The following is a 25,951-nucleotide window of genomic DNA, read 5'->3' as shown; positions in this document are numbered from 1 at the left end:
AGCCCTTGTAGCACCATTTTTTGGATAATCTGAATAGTTCCCCTTAATTCGTTAAAAACTGGGTAATAATATATAAGAGATTTGTTGGGGGGACTGACATGAATAACAATAGCTGGAAGAACACTGTATTTTTAGTGTCGGCCATAGTGATATCCATACTGGTTGTATTGGGAGCGGTGGTACCAAAAAAATTTGGTGATGTGGCAGGAAAGCTCTTTGATTTTACAACGATAAACTTTGGATGGTTTTACTTACTTGCCGTATTAATTTTAATTATTTTCCTAGTTGGCCTTGCTATCAGTAAATATGGGGCAATTCGTTTGGGAGGAGAAAAAGAACGCCCTGAATTCTCTTTCTTTACTTGGATTGGGATGTTGTTTTCAGCTGGCTTTGGGGCAGGGTTGGTTTTCTGGGGAGTTGCTGAGCCGATGAGCCACTTTTTCACGCCCCCCACACATGGAACGACTCCTCAAACAGAAGAGGCGGCACGTCTTGCAATGGGATATTCCTTTTTTCACTGGGGCGTTAGTCAGTGGTCGGTATTCGCAATCGTGGGACTTGTCATTGGATTTTTACAGTTTCGAAGACAGAAAGATGGACTGGTCTCCACTGCATTAGAACCAGTCACTGGGGATAAACCTGCAGTTAAAAAAACCATTGATTCTTTAGCTGTTATTGCAACCGTTATGGGGATTGCCACCTCGATTGGTCTAGGGGTTTTGCAGATGAATGGTGGTTTAAATGTGGTCTTTGGGATGAAGAATTCAGTCGCTGTCCAAATGATCATTATCATCGTTATATTCATTGCCTATATGCTATCTTCATCAACGGGTCTGGAAAAAGGTATAAAATACTTGAGTAATCTTAATTTAGGATTAGCCATAGTCCTTTTATTATTTGTTTTTTTTACTGGACCAACAGTGTTTATCTTAGAGTCCTTTACATTGGGGCTAGGTGATTATTTGACAAACTTTGTCCAGTATAGCCTAAGGTTACAGCCATATAGAGGCGGAACCTGGGTCCGAGATTGGACGATCTTTTATTGGGCTTGGGCTATTGCCTGGTCTCCTTATGTGGGTGCTTTTGTTGCGAGGGTTTCTAGAGGTAGGACGATACGTGAATACATCATAGGGGTTATGATCATTCCACCCCTGATTGCTTGTATTTGGATTGCGACATTTGGTGGTACTGGTTTGTGGAATGACTTAACTAATGGGACTAATATTGCTGGAGCCGTTAACGCTGATTTAACGAAAGCACTATTTGAAACCTATGAATATTTACCGTTTAAAACAATTCTATCTATATTGTCAATATTGCTCATTTTTACCTTTTTAGTTACATCAGCAGACTCTGCTACTTATATTCTTGCTAGTATGACGATGTTTGGTAGCTTGAACCCACCGCAATATGCAAAGGTAGTCTGGGGAGTGCTAATGTCAGCCATTGCAGCTGTTTTATTATATGCTGGAGGACTAGAAGCATTGCAAACCGCCTCATTGATTGCGGCTCTACCATTCACCATTATTTTAATGCTCCTTATGTTTGCTATTGGAAAACTGCTTGCAAAAGAACCATTGCCGATTAGAAAAGCGGATTTAAGGCGATTCCGCCGACTAGAGGAAGCAGCCAATAAGGCGCAAGAAACGGGAAAAAAGGAAAAAAAGAAAAATAAATAAGGGAAATGTAAAAGCCGAGTAGATCATTTGTTTAACAGATGATTACTCGGTCTTTTTGTTGTAATCAAAAGGTTTTTCCGATACAAAAAGGGCTTAAAGAGCGTTTGTTTAAAATTTGAAATATTTTGTCGATTCGGAGTATTTAAGAGGAAACAAGGGGATTTTGATATCTGAACAAGCTGAGCATACCTTATTACAATTCAGCCTTGATTATATACATTAACCGTAGAATAAGCGCTTTGACGCTATTTTTTATTCCCGTTATGATAATTAACGTTAGGGGATTTAGGAAATGCGGAGGCATCCGCCAGTGAATTCAATAGTCACTTGGTGCCAGGGCTAGACAATTTCCTAAATGAATTTCTATCTTTGATCAAAGGAGGATCCAAACACCATAAATGATAAAAACAACAGAGTTAGATAAACTTACCTCGTTTTCCTATCGAAATCCTACTAAAGAAGATGGGGCGAAAATGTGGGAACTGATTAAAAATACCAGTAATATGGATTTAAACTCAGCCTATTCTTATCTCATGTTTAGCAACTACTTTGGTGATACATGTGTAGTCGCAGAAGATAAGGATGAAATGATCGGCTTTGTGTCCGCTTTCCGTCCACCTGCATCTCCTGATACGATATTTGTTTGGCAAGTAGCTGTTAACCAAATGTATCGGGGGCAAGGAATAGGGAATAAGCTTTTAAATGAGTTATTGAGCAGAGATGCATGTGAAAATGTTCACTACCTAGAGGCAACTGTATCTCCTTCTAACCTGCCATCACAATCCCTCTTTAAAGGCCTAGCTAAGCGGATGAATTGTCCCTGTGAAATTTCAGATTGTTTTACTGAAGAGATGTTTCCGGAACCCGGACATGAAGCTGAGCAAACATATCGTATAGGTCCCTTTTAAACAGATAAGAAAAGCTCACTTGCTTTGGTAGTTTACAACTAAAAAAGACCGAATATTCCGAAAGGTTGTGTGTGGATGCAAGCTATAAAAGAATTAGATTCGCAATTAAGCGTTTTTGAAAGTCTGGAGTCTGAGGTACGCGGATATATACGGAGTTTTCCAACTACATTTGTTAAAGCCAAAGGATCCATGATGTGGGATGTGAATGAAAAAACGTATATTGATTTCTTTGCTGGTGCTGGGGCATTGAATTATGGACATAACAATTCAAAGATGAAAGAAAAGCTAATCAACTACATTGCAGAAGATGGAATTACCCATAGTTTAGATATGGGAACACAAGCAAAAGCAACCTTTCTAACTTGCTTCAACGAAGTGATTTTAAAACCTAGAAACCTTGAATATAAGGTCATGTTTCCGGGACCTACGGGAACAAATACAGTGGAAAGTGCCTTGAAGCTGGCTCGAAAGGTGACAGGACGTGAATTAGTCATTAGTTTCACCAACGGGTTTCATGGGATGACACTCGGTTCATTGGCTATCACAGGAAACTCCTTTAAGCGTCATGGTGCAGGTGTTTCACTAAATCATAGTGTAGCAATGCCGTTTGATAAGTATTTAGGTGAAGATGTGGATACGGTTGACTATTTAGAGCGTTTCTTAGAAGACAATGGAAGTGGTGTAGCTTTACCAGCAGCGATTATTCTTGAGACCGTTCAAGGAGAGGGTGGCTTAAATGTAGCGAACGCGGATTGGCTGAAGCGAGTAGAAGAGATCTGTCGTCGATGGGATATTTTGCTCATTGTTGATGATGTTCAGGCTGGTTGTGGACGAACTGGTACCTTCTTTAGCTTCGAACAAGCTGGCATTAACCCTGATATCGTTTGTTTATCTAAATCTATAAGTGGCTATGGAACTCCGATGGCGCTAACACTCATCAAGCCAGAGTACGATATTTGGGCAGCTGGCGAACATAATGGTACGTTCCGTGGACATAATTTGGCGTTCATTACAGCTACAGAGGCCTTAACCTATTGGGAAAATGACGATTTCACAAAAGAAATTATTGATAAAGGGTTACTAGTAGATGAATTTTTACATGAGCTAGTAAAAAAGTATCCGGAATTAGAAGGCGAAGTTCGTGGGAAAGGTCTTTTTAGAGGGATTGCTTGTGGGGTGGAAGGATTAGCTGATAAAATCTGTGCCCAAGCATTTGAAAGAGGTCTTATCATGGAAACGTCAGGCCCAAAGAGTGAAGTATTTAAAATCATGCCAGCCTTAACAATTGATTGTGAAACCTTAAAACAAGGTTTTGCCATAATAGAAGAAAGCGTAAAGAATAGTCTCACCAACTAAAGGAGGAATTATCGTGATTGTAAAAAATTTAGACGAAGTAATTGGATCAGAAGACCATGTAAAGGGAGAAACTTGGGAAAGTAGAAGAATCATTTTAAAAGATGCGGGAATGGGCTTTTCCGTTCACGATACGATTATTTATGAAGGAACAGAGTCTATGTTCTGGTATAAATATCACCAAGAAGCGGTTTATTGCATCGAAGGTGAAGGGGAAATTGAGGACCTAGGGACAGGAAAAATCCATCCGATTAAGCCGGGAACCTTGTATGCACTTGTAGGACATGAAAAACATCTACTGCGGGCAACGAAAGGGAATATGAGAATGGTTTGTGTGTTTAATCCTCCATGTACAGGAAAAGAAACACATGATGAAGAAGGAGCGTATGCACTTCCAAAAGAAGAAGCTAACTTATAATAGAAGATACTAGATTATAATAGAAGATACTAGTACCTAGTATGTATAAAAGGACTAAGTCGATAGAGAAGAAAGTGCCACCATTAGGGGCACTTTCTTGATGTCAAAGAACGAAGTAATATAAACCGAGTAAAAGGATTAAAACAAGGATTAAACTAATACTTTGAAAGATTATCATATGGTATACACTTGGTTGGATCTTTTCGGAAGGAAGAGGTTTATCACGCCATTCTTCCATATAATCATTTTTATTAAATAGTTTATGATGGAATCTTCTAAACCCAAATGTAATCCCATCAAAGAATCCGCCTTTCATAGTATATTGAATTAGAAAGATGATCACATATAGGAAACAGATATAAAAAACCATATTGATATAGTGTAGAAGGGTATACTCATCAGCAGAAATGAAAAAGAAAATAAATGATAATAATATATTGATTAAAAAAAGAGACCAATTCCTTTTGAACATGTTTTTCACCTTTATAGTTAAATTTTAAAGAAAGTGTAGGACCGTTCAAATTATACTATAAATAATTTAAACTAGATAGGAATCACAAATAAAGCTAAGAGTACATATTATTGCAATGTAATGGAATAATTATACATATTAAGGGAAAATAACCGGGGAGCTTTGTTGGAAATACTAGTAAATCTGAAGTTTTACTATTTTGGTTTTATTATAATATAGTATTTTTTGATTTTTTTATTAATTTAACCTTTACAAAAATACTAAAAACAAAGTATACTTTCTTTAGCTTCTACAAAATAGCTAGAATTGCCAGAAAATAAAAATAAATAAGGGGGCATAACAAATGAAGCGAAAATTTGCGTGGCTGTTATCACTAGGCCTTGTACTTAGTATGTTCTTAGCTGCATGTTCAGGCGGCGGAGAAGATACTAAAGAAGAACCAGCAGATGAAAAAGACCAAGCTGCTGAAGATACAGGAGAAAAGGTTCTAAACTTTGTTAATGGCGATACAATTCCATCTATGGACCCATCAATGGCAACTGATGAATACGGTTTCCAGTTCTTGGGTGCTACTATGGAAGGTCTATATCGTTTAGATGAAAATGCACAACCTGTTGAAGGTATTGCATTAAGCCATGAAACAAGTGAAGATGGTCTGACTTGGACTTTCAAATTACGTGAAGATGCTAAATGGGAAAATGGTGACCCTGTTACAGCAAACGATTTCGTTTATGCTTGGCAGCGTGCTGTAAACCCTGACACAGGATCAGAGTATGGTCCATACATGATGGCTGGCGTAATTAAAAACGCTGAAGCAGTTAGCAAAGGGGAAGCTGAGCTTTCTGAACTAGGTGTTAAGGCAGATGGCGACTATTCTTTAGTTGTTGAGCTTGAACATCCAACTCCTTATTTCCACTCTTTAACAACTTTCGGTACATTCTTACCATTAAATCAAAAGTTTGTTGAAGCACAAGGTGATAAGTTTGCAACAAGCACTGAGACTTTATTATCAAATGGACCATTTAAGCTAGCGAACTGGGAAAGTACTTCTAGTGAATGGGAACTAGTTAAAAATGATACTTATTGGGATGCAGATACTGTACAATTAGATAAAATGACTTATGTAGTTGTAAAGGATCCTCAAGTAGGTGTTGACTTATATGAAGAAGGTACTGTTGATCGTACTGGTCTTTCTTCTGACTTAGTTGACCAATATGCAACACATGATGATTATGCAGTAACTCCTGAAACTTCTGTTTTCTACTTTAAGATGAACCAAACAAGAAACGAAGCTCTTGCAAATGTTAATATCCGTGCTGCACTTAGCAGAGCGTTTAACAAAGAAGATCTAGTAAATGAAATCCTTAACAACGGTTCTATCGTTGCAAACGGTCTTATTCCAAAAGACTTTGTTACACTACCAGGCACTGAAGACGACTTCCGTGAAGTTAGTGGCGACCTTGTAACATATGATGTTGAAAAAGCAAAAGAATTCTGGGCAAAAGGTCTAGAAGAATTAGGCACAGATAAAGTTGAAGTTGAATTCCTAGGTGGAGACACTGAAACTTCTAAAGTAATGAATGAATACCTTAAGAACCAACTTGAAACAAACCTTCCAGGTTTAACAGTAACATTGAAGCAAGTTCCTTTCGAACAACGTCTTGACTTAGACACAAATCAGGATTATGACCTTCAGTTTGCTGGATGGGGTCCTGACTACCTAGATCCATACACCTTCTTAACTCTTTGGATTACTGATGGTGGAAACAACAAAATGGGTTACTCAAATGCTAAGTATGATGAGTTACTTAAAGAATCTGCGACAACACTAGCACAAGATAACGAAGCTCGTTATCAAAACTTCCTAGAAGCGGAAAAAATTCTTTTTGAAGATGCAGCAATTGCTCCTGTATACCAAAGTGCAATGGCACAATTGATTTCTCCAAAAGTTGAGGGTGTATTCGTTAACCCATTTGGAGCAACATATGAGTATAAGTGGGCTTCTGTTGGATCTGCAGAATAAGCCAAATCAGCTTTTTCTATAGAATATTCCTATTCTAGCAATAAGACCAAGAGAGTGTGTGCTTTTATGGCATATACTCTCTTTTCTCCTTTTTCAAGGAGAAAAGTCTGATAATAATAAAAATTATTTAGGGTACGTTAAAAAATACTGAAGTAAATTAGGGGGTGCAGGAATGACTCGCTATATTCTGCGTCGTTTATGGTACATGTTTATTACATTATTCATCATTGCCTCGGTTTCATTCTTCCTCATGAAGTTGCTACCAGGTAGTCCATTGAATGCTGAAGATAAATTAAGTGAAGAGCAAAAAGCTATTGTATTAGAGAAATATGGTCTTAATGAGCCTGTTCCAGTTCAGTATGTGAAGTATATTGGTGGGCTCGTTCAAGGTGACTTAGGGATTTCTTTTGCATTTGATAATACACCTGTTTCAAAAATTTTAGCCGATAGGATGGGGCCATCAGCTTTACTAGGATTCCAAGCATTAGTTATAGGAACAATAGTCGGTATCCTCTTAGGATTAACTGCCTCAATCTTCCGTAATGGGCCCCTTGACTACTCATCGACAATTATTGCTGTATTAGGAACCTCTATCCCATCCTTTGTTTTTGCCGGTTTATTGCAATATGTTTTTGCCGTAAAGTTAGGGTTATTCCCTGTAGCATTGTGGGGAAGTTTCGAACATACAATTCTTCCTACGATTGCATTAGCAATCCATCCTATGGCTACGGCTGCACGTTTTACACGTACTGAGATGGTGGAAGTTCTTCACTCAAATTACATTACAACTGCTCGTGCAAAAGGTGTGAACGAATCAGGAATCATCTGGAAGCACGGACTTCGAAATGCCTTAATTCCACTAGTTACAGTAATTGGCCCGATGGCTGTTAGTTTGATGACTGGTTCTATGGTAATTGAGCAAATCTTTGCGATTCCTGGAATTGGGGAACAGTTTGTCAAGTCTGTAATGGTGAATGACTATCCAATCATTATGGGTACTACGTTGATGTTTGCTTTCTTATTTGTTGCGATTATCTTAGTAGTCGACCTCCTTTATGGATTAATTGATCCTAGAATTAGACTTACAGGAGGAAATAAATAACATGGATAACAAAAATCAAAACAATATACCGAAGGAACTTTTTAAGCCACTTGTTCGTAAAGAGGATACAAGCGAAAAGATTTCAAGTCCTAGTCGGACTTTCGGTCAAGATGCAAGAAGAACTTTATTTGCTAATAAAATGGCAATGTTTAGTATATTCGTTCTAATTTTCATCATTATTATGAGTGTGGTTGCACCTATATTTAATGAATACGGAAATGATGATCAAGACTTATCAAGGGCAAAAATGCCACCGCGTGTTCCTGTGTTAGAAGATATCTCATGGTTAGGGTTTAATGGTACTCTTAAAGGAACTTATGAAGGTAAAGATGCAGAAGATGCTACTAGAAAGGCAATTGCTCGATATGACAATGCTGAAGACTTTATTGATATCGAGGTCCTTAACGAGGGTGATGGTAGTAAGAATTCAGCTAAAGTAAAAGCAACGTATCATATCTATGAAGCAAAAGGATTACAAGACACTTACTTCTGGATTGGAACAGATACACTAGGTCGTGACCAATGGACGCGTCTATGGTTAGGAACAAGGGTATCATTAATCATCGCTTTTGTTGCAGCAGTCATTGACCTTGTCATTGGTGTTGCTTATGGTGGTATTTCAGGATTCTATGGTGGGAAAGTAGATAACTACCTGCAACGTATTGTAGAAATTCTTGTTGGGATACCGAACTTAGTTATTATCCTCTTGATGATGTTGGTTTTACAGCCTGGTATTATTTCCATTGTAGTTGCCTTAACGATAACTGGATGGACAGGCATGGCCCGGATTGTCAGGGGTGAAGTGTTAAAGGTAAAGAGCCAAGAATTTGTACTTGCAGCGCGTACTTTAGGAACGCCAAATGGAACAATCATTCGAAAGCACTTGGTTCCGAATATTAGTGGGATCATTATCATCAACACAATGTTCACGATTCCAGGGGCGATTTTCTTTGAAGCCTTCTTGAGCTTTATCGGTTTAGGGATTGTTCCTCCAGATGCATCCCTAGGTTCATTAATAGATATTGGATTTGATAACTTAAGACTTTATCCATATCTACTTGTATTCCCTGCAATCTTAATCTCCGTTATTATGATTGCGTTCAATATTGTTGGTGACGGTCTGCGTGATGCATTTGACCCTAAAATGCATAAATAAAAGGTAGGTGTTTAGAATGAGTAAATTATTAGAAGTTAAAGATTTGAAAGTTTCATTTGACACCTACAACGGTGAAGTGCAGGCTGTTCGTGGTGTTAGCTTTGATTTAAATAAAGGTGAAACATTGGCGATTGTTGGGGAATCAGGTTCGGGTAAATCTGTTACATCAATGGCGTTAATGCAACTCCTTGCTGGTCAAGGATATATAAAGGATGGTCAGATCCTTCTTGAAGGCGACGATCTAGTAAAGAAATCTGTAAAAGAAATGCAAAAAATCCGCGGAAAAGATATTTCCATGGTGTTCCAAGATCCAATGTCATCACTAAATCCGACAATGAAAATTGGAAACCAAATCATGGAGGGTCTTATTAAGCACCAAAATATGAGCCGCGAGAATGCTAAGAAAAGAGCTCTTGAGCTTCTAAACCAGGTGGGAATTCCCCAACCTGAAGTTCGGATTAATCAATACCCACACCAATTCTCTGGTGGAATGCGACAGCGTGTTGTCATTGCGATTGCACTAGCGTGTAACCCAAAGGTTCTTATTGCCGATGAACCAACAACCGCTCTTGATGTTACGATTCAAGCGCAAATACTAGAATTGATGAAGGAAATTCAAAAAGAAACAGACAGTGCCATCATTTTTATTACTCATGACCTTGGTGTAGTAGCTAATATTGCCGATAAGGTAGCAGTTATGTATGCAGGGAAAATTGTTGAAATGGGTACTGTTGATGACATTTTCTATAATCCTAAGCATCCATACACATGGGGATTATTAGGTTCAATGCCTACATTAGATAGCACGGATGAAGAATTATATGCAATTCCTGGCACGCCTCCAAATATGCTTAAACCGCCAGTAGGAGATGCGTTTGCTCCAAGGAATGAATACGCTTTGGAAATTGATACACAGATGGAACCACCAATGTTTAAAGTTAGTGATACTCACTATGCAGCTACTTGGTTATTGCATCCTGATGCACCTAATATTGAACCGCCTGAATCTGTCAAACAGAGAATGCTAGGGTTTGCTAATACAGGTCGCAAGGATGGTGAAAAGCGATGACAAAAGAAAAAGTGTTAGAAGTAAAAGACTTAAAAAAACACTTTTCAGCTGGGAAAGACAAGGTCATTAAAGCGGTGGATGGAATCACCTTTGATATCTATAAAGGCGAAACCTTTGGATTGGTTGGAGAATCTGGTAGTGGAAAATCCACTGCAGGAAGAACCATCATTCGTCTTTACGATGCAACTAGTGGTGAAGTGAAGTTTAATGGCGAAGATGTTCATGGGTCGAAAAATCGCAGTCAATTACGGAAATTTAACCGTAAAATGCAAATGATTTTCCAGGATCCATCTTCATCATTAAATCCGAGAATGACTGTTCTGGACATTATCGCTGAAGGTATTGATGTTCATAAATTGGCGAAGAATGATGCAGAACGTAAAAAGAGAGTAGAAGAACTACTAGAAGTAGTTGGATTAAATAAAGAGCATGCTACTCGTTTTCCACATGAATTCAGTGGTGGTCAAAGACAAAGGATTGGGATTGCCCGTGCTCTTGCCGTTGAACCTGAATTTATCATTGCGGACGAGCCAATCTCTGCTCTAGACGTATCCATTCAAGCCCAAGTAGTCAACCTACTTAAAAAGTTGCAGAAAGAAATGGGTTTAACGTACTTATTCATTGCCCATGACCTTTCAATGGTTAAATACATCAGTGACCGAATTGGTGTAATGTATATGGGGAACCTAGTGGAACTAGCAGATAGTGACGAGCTATACAATAATCCGGTTCACCCTTATACAAAATCCTTACTATCTGCCATTCCATTGCCAGATCCACGCTATGAGCGTGAACGTCAACGGATTACCTATGACCCGATGGCCCATGATACAAGTGAAGAGCCTGAATTCAGGGAAATTAGACCAGATCACTGGGTTCGTTGTACAACGAAGGAATTCGAACAGTATAAAAAGGATCTTGCTAAAAAGTAACTTAAAAAAGCCTCATTGTTGTTCATGCAACAATGAGGCTTTTTCTGTTTATCTACTTAGAGATTAGGACCTTACCAACTGTACCATCAGCACTCTGACCTACAACACGGAATTTCAATCCGTAAGTTGGAACATTACGTCCAGCATCGACATGACCTGGATTTGAATAATCGGCACTGTCATCGAACAGTGGAGTACGTTTTGTAAAGTTGTCTTTTAGTGTGATTCCATTAATGGACGTATAATCTAAGAACATTTTGCTAGATTTCTCTAAACTAAACGCAGCATCATTCAGCTGATAACGTGTAGCCCCTACAGCTTTATCGCTCCAGTAATTTGTATGCTGGTCCGCATCCACAACACCTAGGAAGCCATCACCAGGGTGAACGCCTGTCCAGTTGTTGTCATAAGACTCATCTACATACCAAACCACAAGACCCGGGTCATACGACATTAGGCTTGCACCACGGCGGATGTTCTTTAAGCCTTTATCGATACCGTTTTGGGAACGCCATTCTAATAGATAATAGTGATTTGTCATATATTTTCCATCATGCTTTTCAAAGCCATCTAAAGTAAATTTCGGTTCTCCCTCAGCACCATCAAAGAATACTTCAGCACCATCTGCGGTTACTTTTACGTTGTCAGCAAAGAATCCATCTAGGTTTGTTGCCCAGTCAGTCATAGAGCGGAATTGTAATTGAATTTCTTGTCCAGCATATGCACTTAAATCGATAGTCTCATGTACCCATCCGTTACTTGAGCCAGTGTAGCCTGGTAGGTTTTCTTTTATCGCTGGGTAACCGCCAGGGTCTAGAGTGGTGCTTGTACGATCACTAGATAAGGATTCCCACGTTTTCCCGCCATCTGTAGAAACCTGAACCATTGCGTAATCCCAGTCTTGCTCGATATTATACCAAGCATCAAAGTCAAGTGTTGCACTCGATGCACCCTTTAAGTCAACAGTTGCCACCATTTTATGATCTGCTTCATCGCCTTTGCCACCATAGTATTCAAATGAGCCTTCTTTTGGAGAGTTAAGGACATTTTCCTTACTAGGTAAATCAATACGAACAGCATCATTATTGGTTCCTTTTGTAACTCCCTCGTCAAGAAGGATTGTTTCACCTTTAGTTGTAATATCATCGGCGTTAAGTGTTGTTCCACTTAACCAGTTACCACCATGGTTGCTTTGGAGCATCTCTTTTGCGTATGGGCTGAATCCTGTTGGTTCTGTACCAGCAATATTTCCTGCCCAGCTACCACTAGCCATGATTGACCAGTACGCAACGGCTTCACCAGTGCCTGTGTACTGTGTATCATATTCATCGGGTAGTCCAAGGTCATGACCATATTCGTGTGCGAATACGCCCATTGCGCCATCTTCAGGTTCAATAGTGTAGTCGTAGGCGCCTAATAATCCGCCGAAGCGGTCACTATTAGAAGTACCACCTGGAACAGCTGTCAGTGCACCTAGATCCCAACGGTGAGACCAAATTGCGTCGCCACCTAAAGATCCACCGCCTGCTTCTTCACCAACACCTGCATGAATCACCATTAAGTGGTCAATGATTCCGTCTGGCTCATTGTACACACCATCGCCATCATAATCATCGCGATCCCAAACATCGTACTCACTTAAATCAACATTGGGGTCTTGTCCAGCTTTTGTAAGGGCTTCATAGATTAACTCACGGGGACGGATGTCACTGCCATCTGGAGCTGGGTCGTTGGCTCCATAATATGCAGCTGGATGATCTGCTGTATACCAACCAGCAACAGTACCGTCGACGGTATAGCTGCCACCAGACTGCTGTTCATAATATTGCTTCATTGATAAGAGGTTTTCACCGTTTGGACCTTTATAGCCATCATCACCAAAGATCATGTCCTGAAAATGTTGATTAGGATATTCTTCATACCACATATCGGTTTCTTCTTTTGTAATAGAACTCTTTTCATAGTCTGGGAAATCAATGGCTAGAACGAGTACCTTATCGGAACGAACGTCACCATCATAGCCTTCTTTTACTACACTATCTACTTCGTTCTTCTTTGCTTGTCCTAGCTTATTCCCTTTGCCGTTTTGTAGCCCATTGTTCTCTGGCTTTTTAGCCTTAGGAGCTTCAGCTAATGGCTTTGGTAGTTTATCTTTTGTTTTACCCAACTGGGATTTCCCTTTTAAATACTTGTTTAAAGCTTTTTCAGCTTCAGCAGGGCTTGCGTCCTTGGCAATTTTTCCTTCCTTTTTCAACATATCTATTAATCTCTCATCATTGGCAATTGCCGCATCAAACGCTCCTACCTCTTTGTATGTAGGTGTTGCTGCTTCAGGAGTTTCAGCACTACCAACTAATGTTCCAGCAAATAGGCTGGTGGCTACAACCGTGCTTGCAGCAAAACTTGAAAAGACCTTTAAAGGCCAGTTTCCCTTTGACAAAATAACCCCTCCTTAAAACTATTTAGTGTTTCTAAATAATAATCTAGTAACAGAATTTGTTAAATAGGGACTTGTACCTATTTTTTGAATAGTTGAAATCCTTTAGTTCACTAAATTTTAGTGTTTGTAAAGAGTGCAACTAATTACTTACTCTTACTAATTATTTTCAAGTAATGGTGTTCATGTAATTAAAAGCGAAAGTAAACTTTCAGTTTAGGTTTCATAGACGAATATTGTATAATGAGAAGTAGAATGATTTTTTCGAAAACATACATTTAGACAGTTGATAAAAGGAAGGTACATATATGCCTCAGGAAAGTGATAATATTTCAAGGGTTCATTTGGATGGGAAAGAGTACATCTTGATTGGAACCGCCCATGTATCGAAGAAAAGTGCAGAGCTGGTCAAAGAAGTAATTGATGCTGAACAACCAGATTCTGTTTGTATTGAACTTGATCAACAAAGATATCAGTCCATTAGTGAGGGAAACAAGTGGAAGGAAATGGACATTTTTAAAGTGATAAAAGAAAAGAAGGCTTCATTGCTTTTGATGAACTTGGCCATCTCTTCCTTTCAAAAACGAATGGCTAAACAATTAGGTGTACAAGCAGGGCAGGAAATGATTCAAGGGATTGAATCAGCAAAAGAGAATGGAGCTGAACTTGTTTTAGCTGACCGAAATATTCAGGTAACCTTCTCACGCATTTGGGGTAACCTCGGGTTAAAAGGAAAGGCACTCCTCCTTAGTCAGATTGTCTATGGAATTTTTAGCAATGAGAGTATTTCAGAAGAAGAACTCGAAAAAATGAAATCTCAGGATATGCTAGATTCAATGCTCCAGGAATTTACCGAAAGCTTTCCGAGGTTGAAAAAGCCGTTAATAGATGAAAGAGATCAATATCTCGCTCAAAAAATTAAGGAAGCACCAGGACAAAAGGTTGTTGCTGTTTTAGGAGCAGCACATGTCCCGGGTATAAAAGAGGAAATTAAAAAAGACCATGACCTAGCAAGCTTAACCAAGCTGCCACCAAAGTCAAAAGCGCCTAAAATCATTGGGTGGTCGATACCCGCTTTGATTTTACTCATCATCGCCTATACGTTTATTGCAAATCCATCGGCTGGTTACCAACAGGCGATTAGCTGGGTAATCTGGAATGGTTCGTTATCAGCAATTGGCACGGCCATTGCCTTCGGTCATCCTTTAGCCATTCTAACGGCCTTCATCGCAGCGCCGATTACCTCATTAAACCCTTTGCTCGCAGCTGGTTGGTTTTCAGGTGCGGTTCAAGCTTATATGAGTCGTCCAAGTGTTAAAGATTTTGAAACCCTTACTGAAGATGTTTTTAGTGTAAAAGGGTTCTGGAAAAACAAAGTCACACGTGTGTTACTAGTTGTTGTACTTGCAAACCTTGGAAGTTCAGTAGGGACCTTTATTGGCGGAGCCGATGTTATTCGTCTGTTTTTCCAAAACTTATAATCAAAAATTAAGAATGCCTATCCGTAACGGAATAGGCATTCTTTTTTGTTCTAAAAAGAAAAATCCAAGAAGGAGGGGAAAGGAATGAGCAATATGAAGAAGGTATTAATAAACATCATGGTTATGAATAAAGCCGACAACGGGAGGTATATTCAAAATCTATGAGGCATTACCGGTTACCAGGTTTTCTGTGGTATTGGGTTGAAATTGAGGGTCTACGAGGTGTTTTTTGTTTATAACAATGGTTTACAAATACAGCCTTGTAAATAAATCAATTGAAAAGCTTAGGGTTAAGACTTACGATGGAAATAGGTAGGTTTTGGTGTTAGGTGGAGGAGAAATGAGATGAGAAGTTATTTAATTTTGGGGATGTGTGCGTTATTCATCATTCAATATTTTACTCAAGTGCAGTGGTTACAATATGTTGTGTTTACACTGGCAATGCTTGCCTTCGGTGGAAGTGCTACTAATGCAGACCGCTTTCCACGTTTATTAGGCATAATAATGATGACAACTGGGCTAATAATGGAATGGGCGAAAGGCACTGGGTTCGGTGGAATTATCCAAGGGATATTTTTAATTCTCCCATTAATTTGTTTAATTACATTAGCACCCCTTTTATCAATTCCGCTAAAAATGGGTGGGTATTTTGAGGCTGTCTCAAGTTTACTTCATAGATTTTTGAACCAACCAAGAAAATTATACGCTGGATTGACCGGGACATTGTTCTTTATAAGTCCTATTTTGAATCTAGCCTCTGTCAGAATCCTAAATGAGTTCATTGAAGAACTAAAACTTCCATCAGCAATGTCAGCAAAAGGGTACCTTGTGGGTTTTACCACTGCATTGACATGGTCACCTTATTTTGCCTCTGTCTCGTTGGTTCTGCATTATTTAGATGTCCCATTTAGTGAGTATATTTTATATGGGTTAGGATTATCAATCATGTCGTTAGTCGTCGGGAACCTCTTATTTGCCTTATGGGAGAAACGGAATCCGATACGATATGATGTGAATACCAGTGAGGCTTTCAATAGGCAACACCGGACTCGTTTGATGAAGCTTGGTTTCTTCGTTCTCCTCCTTATGAGCCTGTGTTTATCGATTGAAAAACTAACGAACTGGTCCATGATTATCATTGTGTGCCTCATTTCTATGACGATTCCACTTGTTTATGTATTTAAAACCAAGAATCGACAGAAAATGACTCCGCTATTCATAGATTTTCGTGATCGAACAGTTCCGATGATGAATAATGAAGTGACTCTCTTTATGAGTGCTGGGATGTTAGCATTTGCTTTACAAGGCACAACATTTGCGAATAAAATGAGTACCTTCCTTACGAGTCTAGCAAATGAGTCCTTTTTCTTATTCGCGAGTGCAGTCATGCTGATTGTGCTTAGCATAACGTACATTGGAATCCATCAGATTGCCGCAATTGGCGCTTTAGCGATGCAATTGAAGGCAGAGGAGCTAGGGGTGACGGATATAAGCTTAGTGATGCTTCTAATGCTAACCTGGGTCATATCCACTGCATTAAGTCCATTCTCAGGGTTAAACCTGATGATCAGCCGCTTTTCAGGAATATCTGGGTTTCGCTTAGGTATCAAGACGAATGGTCTTCATCTGTCCATTGTGGCCATTATTGGAATTGCGATTATTTCATTTGTTGCATAAAAAAAGGGAGCAGAATCTGCTCCCTTTTCTAATTCTCAACTTGAACATTTCTAAGACGGACTTTGTATATTTGGAAGACCATGAATGCAATAATGGATAAAAATAAACCGTACAAATATGGCATACCGATTGTAATCGAAAAGAGCAAGCCTCCAAGTGGCGGACCAATGATTCGACCAAGCGAATCAAAAGAGGATAACAGCCCTGTTACACTACCATGTCCTGAAGAGGATGTTTTGGTTAGAAGGGAAGACACTCCAGGTCGAATAAGTCCATTCCCTATTCCAAATATCGTTAAGAAAAGGGCAGCGGTAAAAAAGTTTTCGGTAAAGAGAATCAGACTAAACCCCACAGCTGAAATAAATATCCCAAGCTGAATGACAAAACCTTCACCAAACCTTTTTGTTAATTTCCCCACTAAACCTCCTTGTACAACTGCCTGTGCCAACCCCATAATCATGAAAATATACCCAAGCTGCACGGCTTCTAGTCCAGCTGTTGTAGCGGCAAAATAAGCATAAGTAGCTTCCAAACCTGCTAATGATAGAGTTACAAATAATTGGAGGAAAAATAAAATGGCATTAGGTCCCTTTAAGGCTGCCATGAAAGGTGCCTTTTTCTTTGTTTCCTGAGCCTTCCGCTGTTCGGAGGATAAGGATTCTTTTAACACGAACAATACAAAAATGAAGGTTAACAAGGAAAAGCCACCAGCAAGATAAAAGGGGATATGTAAACTTTGCTCCGAGAATACACCGCCAATTGCTGGCCCAAAAATAAATCCTAGCCCTGTTGCTGCTCCGATAATACCCATGCCTTTTCCACGGTCTTCTAGCGAGGTAATGTCGGCTACATAGGCCATGACCGTAGGCATATTTGCCGAAGATAAGATCCCACCAATAATCCTTGCGGCAAAAAGCATCCAAAGCTCTGTGGATAAAGCCATCATAAAGAAGGAAAGCGAAAGGCCTAATATCCCAATCATAATCACTGGCTTGCGCCCAATTTTATCAGAAATTCTCCCCCAAACAGGTGCAAAGAGAAGCTGCATAAATGAATACACCGCCATTAATAGACCTAATTGTGTTGGCGATGCCCCAATCTCCTCAGCATAGAATGGTAGGACAGGAATGATAATTCCAAACCCAACCATGACAAGGAACATAACCGCGAAAAGAATGGGCAATGTCTTTTTTGTTTCCATATGTACTTCACTCCTGTACTTCGTTGTTTCTATATTATAGGCTCTTTCCCATCTTTGTTACTTTTAAAGGGAAAAGGAAATTTATTTAAGTCTTTTCTAACCAATCAATAAAACTAACCTCAATTTTGAAAAAGAGACTGCAGCTTAAACCTAATAACTGGCTGTTAAAACGGTATAGGATATTAGCAACAATCTTTGCATAGACAAACCTTTTGTATGTGTCTATGCTACTAGTTCTATATGTGTTTCATTATACACAACAAACAGTAATAGATATCGGTTAATTTTACGAAAAAGTGAGAAATAACGAGGAAACAGGATTATAACGAACAAAAAGTGTTCTTTATAGTGAAATACGACAAAAAACGGTGATTTTCAATTGTTACTTTGTTCCATATAATGAACATTAAGTTCTATAAAAATAATACAGCGGAAGGAGGAATAGAATGTTCAAAAAGTTCTTAGTTACATTATTGTTGTTTCAGACCATCACAGTTGGTGCTAATGCAGCCTATGCTGCCGAGCCAAATGGTATTGAGCTGGATGAACAGTCCGTAAATCTTGTACAAACAGTACATGAAACTCAATTAGATGATGGAACGATTGAAGAGTCTGAAAATCCTGAGACGGTAAAGACAGATAGTGACAGTAACTTATCAGAATCGACAGAGGAAGTACCCGACAATAATCCTGAACTATCGACAAATGATCCAGAAGTAGATTTAAATCAGGACCAATCAAGTGACAGGAAGGTAAACCAGAATCAAGATGTTTCAACTGGTGTCACAATAGGTCAAGATCAAAAGGCAGATGAAGTTGTTTGTCAGGATCAAGTCTTTCAGGTTGGTGTTACTTGTGATGAAGAAAAAGCAACACCTGGACAGCTAGAACAAAATCAAACAGTGGAGTTGGAGGCAGTCCAAAGCCAACATGCACAGTCTGAAGAGCAACTTCAAGTCGACCAAAGTCAATCAGTGGAGGTAGACTCTGGCCAAACCCAGGGTGTAGATGTTTCACCTGGTGAAGAGGATAAGCAGTACCAAGAGACTGGTATTAAAACAAAGCAAGAACAGTCCGCTGAGGGAAAAAGTGGAGAAGTCACACAAGAACAAGGTACGAAGGTAACTCATAACCAAAGTCAAAAACTAGCAGCTAAAAAGGACGAGCAAAGTCAAGAAACAACGGTTGAAACAGTTCAATCCCAAGAATTGAAAACCAAGGATTCTGCAACCCTTAAACAGAAACAGGAGATAGAGGTTAGTGGCGAGGTTGTTGATACTTTTGGGAAAAAAGTTCAAGAGACTGTAAAAGTAACATCAGATAGTGTAATAAAGATTATTAAAAAAGCTAAGAAGACCATCTTGAAACTAGTTCAGAAAATCAAAGTGGGCGACGATGAAGAAATCAACCATAAACAAAGCTATGAGGTAAAAGGAACAGGCACTTTAATCCCATTAACCAGCCATATTCAGCAACAGTATGCTTATAGTTGGGGGCATGTCGCTGTAGACAATCTGGCCTCAGTTACTTATGATGAAGAATCACAAAGTTTCCTAGCAAAAATGGATAGTTTTTTCAAAGTTTTATTTAGATTAGAACAATCGGCCCCAAGAGATTCAGAGTTTCCTAAGGAAGACGTGATACCAGATTGCGGATGTAGTGATGACGAAGAGCCAGAAACTCCACCTACACCTGAAGAGCCAGAAACTCCGGAAGAACCTGAGATACCGGTAGATCCAGAGACTCCAGAAGTTCCAGAAACACCGGAACAACCAGAGACTCCAAAAGTTCCGGAAACTCCGGTGCAACCAGAGACTCCAGAGCAGCCTGAAGTTCCAACTCCAGAGGAAGAAGAACCTGAAGCTCCTGTGTTCGAAGATGAAGAACCAAAAGCACCGACTCCTGAAAAAGAAATAGTAACTCCAGTAAAGTATGTAGAACAGGTTACTCCAGTTACAAAAATAGAGAATGAACTACCTAACACAGCGACGAACACATTTAATTTTCTTCTACTTGGATTGCTTAGTGTACTAGCAGGAACAGTTCTTTTCTTCCGAAAAAAGCGGTTTAACTAAATAAATGAGTAATCGATAGAGCATTTATGATTTTAAATCATAGGTGCTCTTTCTTTTTTTTTCAAAATTAAAAAACTGAGAAAAACAGAGTAAATTCTTAATAGAGAACGATAAGCGTTCTATATATGGAAAATTTGCCCGAATTTGAGATTTTTCGAACCGTTCTTTAAAACGTATACTACGGGTAGGAAATGTTTATTACAATATTTTCAAAATGCCATTGGGAGGTAAGGATATTTGGAAAACGTAAAAGGATTTAGAAATGTACTAAACTGGAAAAAACTAATCGGAGCAGGATTGGCTGCGGGGCTTATAGTCGGTTCAGCTTCTGGAGCTTTTGCATCACATGGAAGTGTCAAACAGGAGCAAAAAAGAGATAAACAAGAATTCTCTGCTCAAGCTTATATTGGGACGTTGATTGGTCAAAACCAATCTACTAGTGAAACAACTGGTCAATTCCAAAGCGATACATTCTCTTGGGGCTCTAAGCAGTTCCAGAAAACTGCTAAAGGTTCTGTACAATTACAAGGTGGCCTAGGTGCATTGATTGGTCAAAACCAAAATGTGTTAAACGGATCCATTCAAACACAAAATGTAACATTTGACAAGAAGTCTAAGCAGGTACAGGTTACTGATGACAATTCTGCACAATTACAAGGTGCTTTAGGTTTGTTGATTGGTCAGAACCAAGATGCATTCAATGGTACACTGCAAACCCAAAACTCAACTGGAAAATACAATGATCAGGTTCAAGTAGGTGGCAACACAAACCTACAAGGCCAACTTGGTGCAGGGATTCTAGTTGGTCAAAACCAAGACGTAGCAAATGAAGCTATTCAAAATGCTGACGTTGTGGGTATAGGAAACGACCAAACTCAAAGCTACGACAATACAAATCTTCAGGGACAATTAGGTTTGGGTATTCTAGTTGGTCAAACACAAGGATCTACTAACAGTTCAAGCCAAGATGCAGCAGCAGGTGGATTGTTCAACGATCAGGACCAAGATGTTGATAACACTACTGCTCAAGGTCAGCTTGGGTTAGGTGTACTTATTGGTCAATCTCAAAATTCCTCAAATGAGTCTGTGCAACTTGCTGACACTGATGGGTTTGCAAATGAGCAAGATCAAGATGTAGAAACTGAAACAGCACAAGGAAAAATTGCAGTCGGTGCTCTTATTGGACAGTCGCAGGATTCCTATAATGGATCTGCACAAAGTGCAACTTCTGAAGGTGCTAAGAACGAGCAAAGCCAAGGTGTTGCTGATGCAACAGAGCAAGGTCAAGTTGCAGTAGGAGTAGGTGTATCTCAAGGTCAAACATCTGCAAACACAAATACCCAAACCTCTGACTTAGATGGCAAGTCAAATGAAGCTACTCAGGTAGGAGCGAATGTAACAGATCAAGGCCAATTAGGTGGATCCGGTACAGACCAAGCTCAAGCTTCTACTAATGATTCTACTCAATTAGCTAGTGCAGAAGGCAAATATAATGATTCTGTACAAGTAGGAGTGAATGTAACAGATCAAGGCCAAGAAGGTACAACTGGCGCTGACCAAGCTCAAAACTCTGATAACGATACTCTCCAAGGAACAGTGGCAGAAGGCAAGAACAATGATCAAGCACAAGTATCAGCAAATACTACTGAGCAAGGTCAATCCGGCTCAACTGGTGTAGACCAAGCTCAAAGTGCTTCTAATGATACAGAACAATATGCAGAAGCAGAAGGAAAGAATAACGACCAAGCACAAGTAGCTGTAACGGAAACTGCACAATCTCAGGGTGGAGAGTGTGATGCGGATCAAGACCAAAGCGCTGACACTACTACTACACAAGGAGCAGAGGCAGACGGCAAGAATAATGATCAAGCACAAGTAGCTGCAGCTACAACTGAACAGGCTCAAGTTGGTGGGGAAGATGCTAACCAAGGTCAACATTCTTCTACAACTGCTAGCCAAAGTGCAGTAGCAGTTGGTGCAAATAATGAACAAACACAAGTAGCTACTGCTGAAACACAACAAAATCAAGGTGCGGCTGGAGATGCGACTCAAAACCAAACTTCCAATAGCGTTTCATCCCAAGTATCTGCTGCATTTGGATCTAACTCTACACAAAGCCAGTCTTCTAGCTCTGTTGTAGTTCAATCACAAACAGCTAACTAATAGAATGTTTGACTAATTCAGCTCCATCTAGTCTTATGCTGGATGGAGTTTTTTATTCAAAATGACATTCTTTCTATTTACAATCATTCTAGTAATTATTGGAGGTCTATATATGTTGAAAAAAGGGATTGGGACTATAGTCGCTGTATCATTAGTTAGTTTAGGAATAGCAGGCGCTGCCTCGGCAAATCAAACAGGCCCTGCAACGATTAAAGCTGAGCAAGAGAGAACAAGTTATGTGCAATCCACTTTTGGAGGTGGAGGAACAGCTACTGCTTTTAAATTTCAAGGTGGAAGTGTGAAGGCTCCCGCAACATTTAGCCAAAAAAGTAACACCAATTTAAATTTATCTAATGGGGGATCAACCACGACGGTAACTGCTGGTTCGGAGCAAACAACTGAAACAACTGAACCAAGTCAAGTATCCCAAGCACAAGTTGAGAATACATCTGCCGTACAGGTCGACGCAACATTTAGTAACGGAAAAACCATGCAACACCAAGCAATTCAGCGCACTTCTGTTAATTATCAATTGTCACTTAAAACATATTTTGGTAGATAATAAAATAAGCAAGTGGGGCCCTGTCTTAATAGACAGGGCCTTTTCAAGAAGGATAGACACTGTTTTAAAATATATTTATATAGCAACAAATTAAGACAACAATCTTAAGCCTAATAGTGAAAAATACTCCAAGCTAGCATTATAGACCTTAGAAGTTCAATTAGTTGATTCAAGAATTGGAGGGATTTGGTGGGGTTTCCTGAAAAAGTAGTTGTATTAATACATAGAATAATATAAGATATGTCTAGTTCAGAAAAAAGTAATTAATTATATAATCTTCTTATCCAGAGAGATGGAGGGACTGGCCCTATGATATCTCGGCAGCGGAACTCAAAGTGTATGAGTTGCTGTGCCAAATCCAGCAGACAGAAATGTTTGAAAGATAAGAAGAGTGACTTATCGATATGTATAAGACCTCTTCTTATTTGTTTTAAGAAGGGGTCTTTTTGTTTTATTAAGGGGCGCTATCATTATATATTATGGGGGGAATCATCATGGGAGTGGAGAGAAAGGGAAATGCATGGGCTTTACTGCCGTTTGCGGTCTTTTTAATTTTATTTATTGGAACAGGATTCGTAACAGGCGATTTTTATGCGTTTCCGGTGATCGTGGCGATTGCAATTTCAGCAGCAGTTGCTTTAGCAATGAACCCGAAGGAGTCTTTTACGAAAAAAGTAGACATTTTCTGTCGTGGTGCTGGGAATGGCAGTGTGATGCTTATGGTTGTTATTTTCTTATTAGCTGGAGCTTTTTCAGCTACTGCAAAGGGAATGGGAGCAGTGGACTCAACGGTAAACCTAGCGTTATCAGTGGTTCCACAAAATCTCCTGATGGTTGGGATGTTCGTGATTGCCTGTTTTATTTCTTTATCAATGGGAACATCAATGGGGACGATTGTTGCCCTTGCTCCAATTGGTGTTGGGATTAGTGAACAAACAGATATATCTTTGGCGCTTTCGATGGCCGCAGTGATTGGGGGAGCGATGTTCGGAGATAATCTATCCTTTATCTCAGATACGACCATTTCGGCCGTTCGTTCTCAAAATACACAGATGAAAGATAAATTTAAGGTGAACTTTTGGATTGTCTTACCGGCAGCCATCATTACGTGCGTGCTATTAGGGATATTAACAATGGGTGAAAGTGCTCAGATTGAACAGTATGAATACAGCTTAGTGAAAATTTTGCCCTATTTATTGGTCATTGTGACAGCTCTTGTTGGGGTCAACGTCTTTCTTGTTCTTGCATTAGGAATCGTTTTTGCAGGAGGAGTTGGATTGGTAGATGGTAGCTATAATCTGATGGGCGTTGTTCAAAGTATTGGAGAAGGCATGGCGGGGATGTACGAGATTGCCTTTCTTGCGATTCTCATTGCTGGAATGGTTGAAATCATTAAGCATAATGGTGGAATTGATTTCTTGCTCCATCTTGCAACAAGTAAAATAAAAACCAAAAAAGGCGCAGAGTTCGGGATTGCTGGTTTAGTTGGGTTAACAGACTTATCTACGGCAAATAACACGATTGCGATTATTATTACAGGTCCATTAGCAAAGGATATTGCAGACAAGTACGAGATCGATCCACGTAAATCATCCAGTATTTTGGATATTTTCTCATGTTGTGTACAAGGTTTAATTCCTTATGGAGGTCAAATTCTCGCAGCAACAGCCGTTGCAGGGATTTCTCCAATTGCCGTTTTACAATATTCCTATTATCCTATTTTAATTGGAATTTGTGGAGTGATTGCCATTTCAATGGGGTATCCAAGGTTTACAAGTAAAACGAAACGAGCTGAATCTTTAAGTTCGCAAGCATCCTAACTAGAGTGCACCTGATCATCGGAAATGATGGTCAGGTGTTTTTGTTTTTCAGGTGTTAAAGTACATAGTAAATTTCCACCCAACTGTTGGTTGGAACGGAAGGCAGAAAGACTCCTGTAAAATGATATGGCCAAGCTACCACCAGCAGGTGAGTGATGAGTAGAAGAAAAACGGCAGCGTCTTGTTTAGCACCAACAAGCTGGTGGCCCGTCAGATGAATTGTTCTTTTATCTCCAGTGACGGGATAGAAGCATCTCTCGGAGGCTAATCGCTGAATGCTAGTACCAAGCCCCGAGGGCCCGCTTTAGAATGGTTTGTGAGATGCCTGGAGCGAAAATAAACAATGGTTTTAATCGGGTCTCTTTGAAAAAGCAGTGGTGTATAGGCTAGGTGATTTAAATCACACCAGATGGACGTAGCGAATGCTATATTTTAAGGTAGGAAACTCGTATTCAAAAAAAATTTCTTATTGGGTGATAAAAATGACAGAGCATAGTTGTACACGATGTGACCAATATAGTGATCATGGACCTTGTGCTAAGAAGGTTCCTATTTTTATTTCGTTATCTGATAAAGAAATTTTAAAAATAACAAGGATGATCAGCCACAAACAGTTTAAGAAGGGCCAAGCGCTTATTCATGAAGGGGAAAGATCAGACAAGCTATTTATCATTAATAAAGGTCAGGTAAAACGTTCAAAGTTTACCGTGAATGGAAAAGAACAAATTCTTGATATCATGACATGTGGGGAATTCTTCGGAGAACTGAATCTTTTCAATGCGGAGGAAGTAAATAATTTTACAGCTTATGCTATTGAAGATACAGAGATTTGTATGTTAACCAAAGATGATATCGATCGGATTATGGCTGCACATCCTGATATTGCAATTAAATTATTAAAAGAAGTAACAAAAAGACTAGCACATACAGAAAATTTGGCGCAAAATCTAGCTACAAAGGATCCAGAAGTCCGTATAGCTCAAATGATTTTAGAGTTTTGTCAAAAGTTTGGGGTAAACGAGAAGGACGGAGTACTGATTCAATTACCCATTACACGCGAAGAAATTGCAAGTTATGTAGGTGTTACGAGGGAAACAATTAGTCGTAAACTAAGCAAATTTGAAGACTTAGCGCTCATTTCGATACTAGGAAATAAACAAATTCTAGTTAAAGACCAGAGTTCTTTAGAGGAATATACCAAATAACTAGACTAAAAAAGACAAGTATCTCCTGTTTGAAACAGGTAAGACACTTGTCTTTTTTGGGGCTCTTTTCTCAAATTTTGTTGTATTTAAAGAGCAAAAACCATTGTTCTAGCACATTCTGAATTACAAAAAAGTTTACTAATGAGAAAAGAGCTTGAAAATGAATTTAAAACTTAATAACTAGCTGAACTTGCGCTAAAATCGGCTTTAGGATATTA

General features: G+C 39.3%; 19 protein-coding genes and 1 riboswitch. Of the genes, 16 read left to right on the top strand and 3 right to left on the bottom strand.

Going from position 1 to position 25,951, the window contains the following annotated elements; all coding sequences use genetic code 11:
* The first annotated feature begins 98 nt into the window (after positions 1 to 98).
* From H0185_RS12075 to H0185_RS12060, 4 genes are all read left to right on the top strand, one after another.
* Positions 99 to 1,679 (top strand): BCCT family transporter, encoded by a 1,581-nt coding sequence (locus H0185_RS12075; protein ID WP_221873738.1) that lies wholly within the window; start codon positions 99 to 101, stop codon positions 1,677 to 1,679.
* A gap of 398 nt (positions 1,680 to 2,077) precedes the next feature.
* Complete coding sequence (gene ectA, locus H0185_RS12070; protein WP_221873737.1) at positions 2,078 to 2,587, top strand: diaminobutyrate acetyltransferase; 510 nt, start codon at positions 2,078 to 2,080, stop codon at positions 2,585 to 2,587.
* A 75-nt stretch (positions 2,588 to 2,662) separates the two neighbouring features.
* Positions 2,663 to 3,943, top strand: a complete 1,281-nt coding sequence (gene ectB, locus H0185_RS12065; RefSeq protein ID WP_221873736.1) for a diaminobutyrate--2-oxoglutarate transaminase — start codon at positions 2,663 to 2,665, stop codon at positions 3,941 to 3,943.
* A 13-nt stretch (positions 3,944 to 3,956) separates the two neighbouring features.
* Positions 3,957 to 4,358 (top strand): ectoine synthase, encoded by a 402-nt coding sequence (locus H0185_RS12060; RefSeq protein ID WP_221873735.1) that lies wholly within the window; start codon positions 3,957 to 3,959, stop codon positions 4,356 to 4,358.
* A 103-nt stretch (positions 4,359 to 4,461) separates the two neighbouring features.
* On the opposite strand, the gene H0185_RS12055 is transcribed toward H0185_RS12060, so the two are convergent.
* Entirely contained in the window at positions 4,462 to 4,830 is a 369-nt protein-coding gene (locus H0185_RS12055) for a DUF3899 domain-containing protein (RefSeq protein WP_221873734.1), read from the bottom strand.
* Between the two features lie 343 nt (positions 4,831 to 5,173).
* Here H0185_RS12055 and H0185_RS12050 point away from each other — a divergent pair, with 343 nt between their 5' ends.
* The 5 genes from H0185_RS12050 to H0185_RS12030 all read left to right on the top strand — a co-directional run bounded on the left by H0185_RS12050 (position 5,174) and on the right by H0185_RS12030 (position 11,112).
* Positions 5,174 to 6,853, top strand: coding sequence for a peptide ABC transporter substrate-binding protein (locus H0185_RS12050; protein ID WP_221873733.1), 1,680 nt, complete (start codon positions 5,174 to 5,176; stop codon positions 6,851 to 6,853).
* Between the two features lie 172 nt (positions 6,854 to 7,025).
* Complete coding sequence (gene opp3b, locus H0185_RS12045; protein ID WP_221873732.1) at positions 7,026 to 7,955, top strand: oligopeptide ABC transporter permease; 930 nt, start codon at positions 7,026 to 7,028, stop codon at positions 7,953 to 7,955.
* A 1-nt stretch (position 7,956) separates the two neighbouring features.
* The gene (gene opp3C / locus H0185_RS12040; RefSeq protein ID WP_221873731.1) at positions 7,957 to 9,111 is read left to right on the top strand and encodes an oligopeptide ABC transporter permease; all 1,155 of its coding nucleotides are present in this window, start codon (positions 7,957 to 7,959) and stop codon (positions 9,109 to 9,111) included.
* A gap of 16 nt (positions 9,112 to 9,127) precedes the next feature.
* Entirely contained in the window at positions 9,128 to 10,180 is a 1,053-nt protein-coding gene (locus H0185_RS12035) for an ABC transporter ATP-binding protein (RefSeq protein WP_221873730.1), read from the top strand.
* Positions 10,177 to 11,112 carry an ABC transporter ATP-binding protein gene (locus H0185_RS12030; protein ID WP_221873729.1) on the top strand — a complete coding sequence of 312 codons (936 nt, stop codon included), beginning with the start codon at positions 10,177 to 10,179 and terminating at the stop codon, positions 11,110 to 11,112. Before H0185_RS12035 ends, H0185_RS12030 begins: the two co-directional genes overlap by 4 nt.
* A 52-nt stretch (positions 11,113 to 11,164) precedes the next feature.
* On the opposite strand, the gene H0185_RS12025 is transcribed toward H0185_RS12030, so the two are convergent.
* Positions 11,165 to 13,552, bottom strand: a complete 2,388-nt coding sequence (locus H0185_RS12025) for an immune inhibitor A domain-containing protein (protein WP_221873728.1) — start codon at positions 13,550 to 13,552, stop codon at positions 11,165 to 11,167.
* 305 nt (positions 13,553 to 13,857) lie between these two features.
* Between H0185_RS12025 and H0185_RS12020 the strand changes: the two genes are divergently transcribed.
* Together H0185_RS12020 and H0185_RS12015 are read left to right on the top strand one after the other, a co-directional pair.
* Positions 13,858 to 15,030: a TraB/GumN family protein gene (locus H0185_RS12020; RefSeq protein WP_221873727.1), complete on the top strand. Its 1,173-nt coding sequence runs from the start codon at positions 13,858 to 13,860 to the stop codon at positions 15,028 to 15,030.
* Between the two features lie 345 nt (positions 15,031 to 15,375).
* The gene (locus tag H0185_RS12015) at positions 15,376 to 16,707 is read left to right on the top strand and encodes a hypothetical protein (RefSeq protein ID WP_221873726.1); all 1,332 of its coding nucleotides are present in this window, start codon (positions 15,376 to 15,378) and stop codon (positions 16,705 to 16,707) included.
* A 28-nt stretch (positions 16,708 to 16,735) separates the two neighbouring features.
* Here H0185_RS12015 and H0185_RS12010 read toward each other — a convergent pair whose 3' ends face one another.
* On the bottom strand, positions 16,736 to 17,908 hold the full coding sequence (locus H0185_RS12010; RefSeq protein ID WP_221873725.1) for an MFS transporter: 1,173 nt from the start codon (positions 17,906 to 17,908) through the stop codon (positions 16,736 to 16,738).
* 446 nt (positions 17,909 to 18,354) lie between these two features.
* Here H0185_RS12010 and H0185_RS24285 point away from each other — a divergent pair, with 446 nt between their 5' ends.
* The 5 genes from H0185_RS24285 (at position 18,355) to H0185_RS11985 (ending at position 25,733) form a co-directional block, all read left to right on the top strand.
* Entirely contained in the window at positions 18,355 to 19,983 is a 1,629-nt protein-coding gene (locus H0185_RS24285; protein ID WP_221873724.1) for an LPXTG cell wall anchor domain-containing protein, read from the top strand.
* 237 nt (positions 19,984 to 20,220) lie between these two features.
* Positions 20,221 to 22,146: a midas domain-containing protein gene (locus H0185_RS12000; RefSeq protein ID WP_221873723.1), complete on the top strand. Its 1,926-nt coding sequence runs from the start codon at positions 20,221 to 20,223 to the stop codon at positions 22,144 to 22,146.
* Between the two features lie 61 nt (positions 22,147 to 22,207).
* Complete coding sequence (locus H0185_RS11995) at positions 22,208 to 22,708, top strand: hypothetical protein (RefSeq protein ID WP_221873722.1); 501 nt, start codon at positions 22,208 to 22,210, stop codon at positions 22,706 to 22,708.
* Between the two features lie 277 nt (positions 22,709 to 22,985).
* Positions 22,986 to 23,097, top strand: a riboswitch (SAM riboswitch).
* 105 nt (positions 23,098 to 23,202) lie between these two features.
* Positions 23,203 to 24,528 (top strand): Na+/H+ antiporter NhaC family protein, encoded by a 1,326-nt coding sequence (locus H0185_RS11990; protein WP_221873721.1) that lies wholly within the window; start codon positions 23,203 to 23,205, stop codon positions 24,526 to 24,528.
* Positions 24,529 to 25,010: 482 nt separating this feature from the next.
* Entirely contained in the window at positions 25,011 to 25,733 is a 723-nt protein-coding gene (locus H0185_RS11985; RefSeq protein ID WP_221873720.1) for a Crp/Fnr family transcriptional regulator, read from the top strand.
* The last annotated feature ends 218 nt before the right edge of the window (positions 25,734 to 25,951 follow it).

Source organism: Mesobacillus maritimus, from assembly GCF_019749255.1.
Classification (GTDB): Bacteria; Bacillota; Bacilli; order Bacillales; family Cytobacillaceae; genus Mesobacillus_B; species Mesobacillus_B maritimus_A.
Note: the sequence above shows the minus strand (reverse complement) of the source record. Positions and strands in the feature narration are given on the sequence as shown.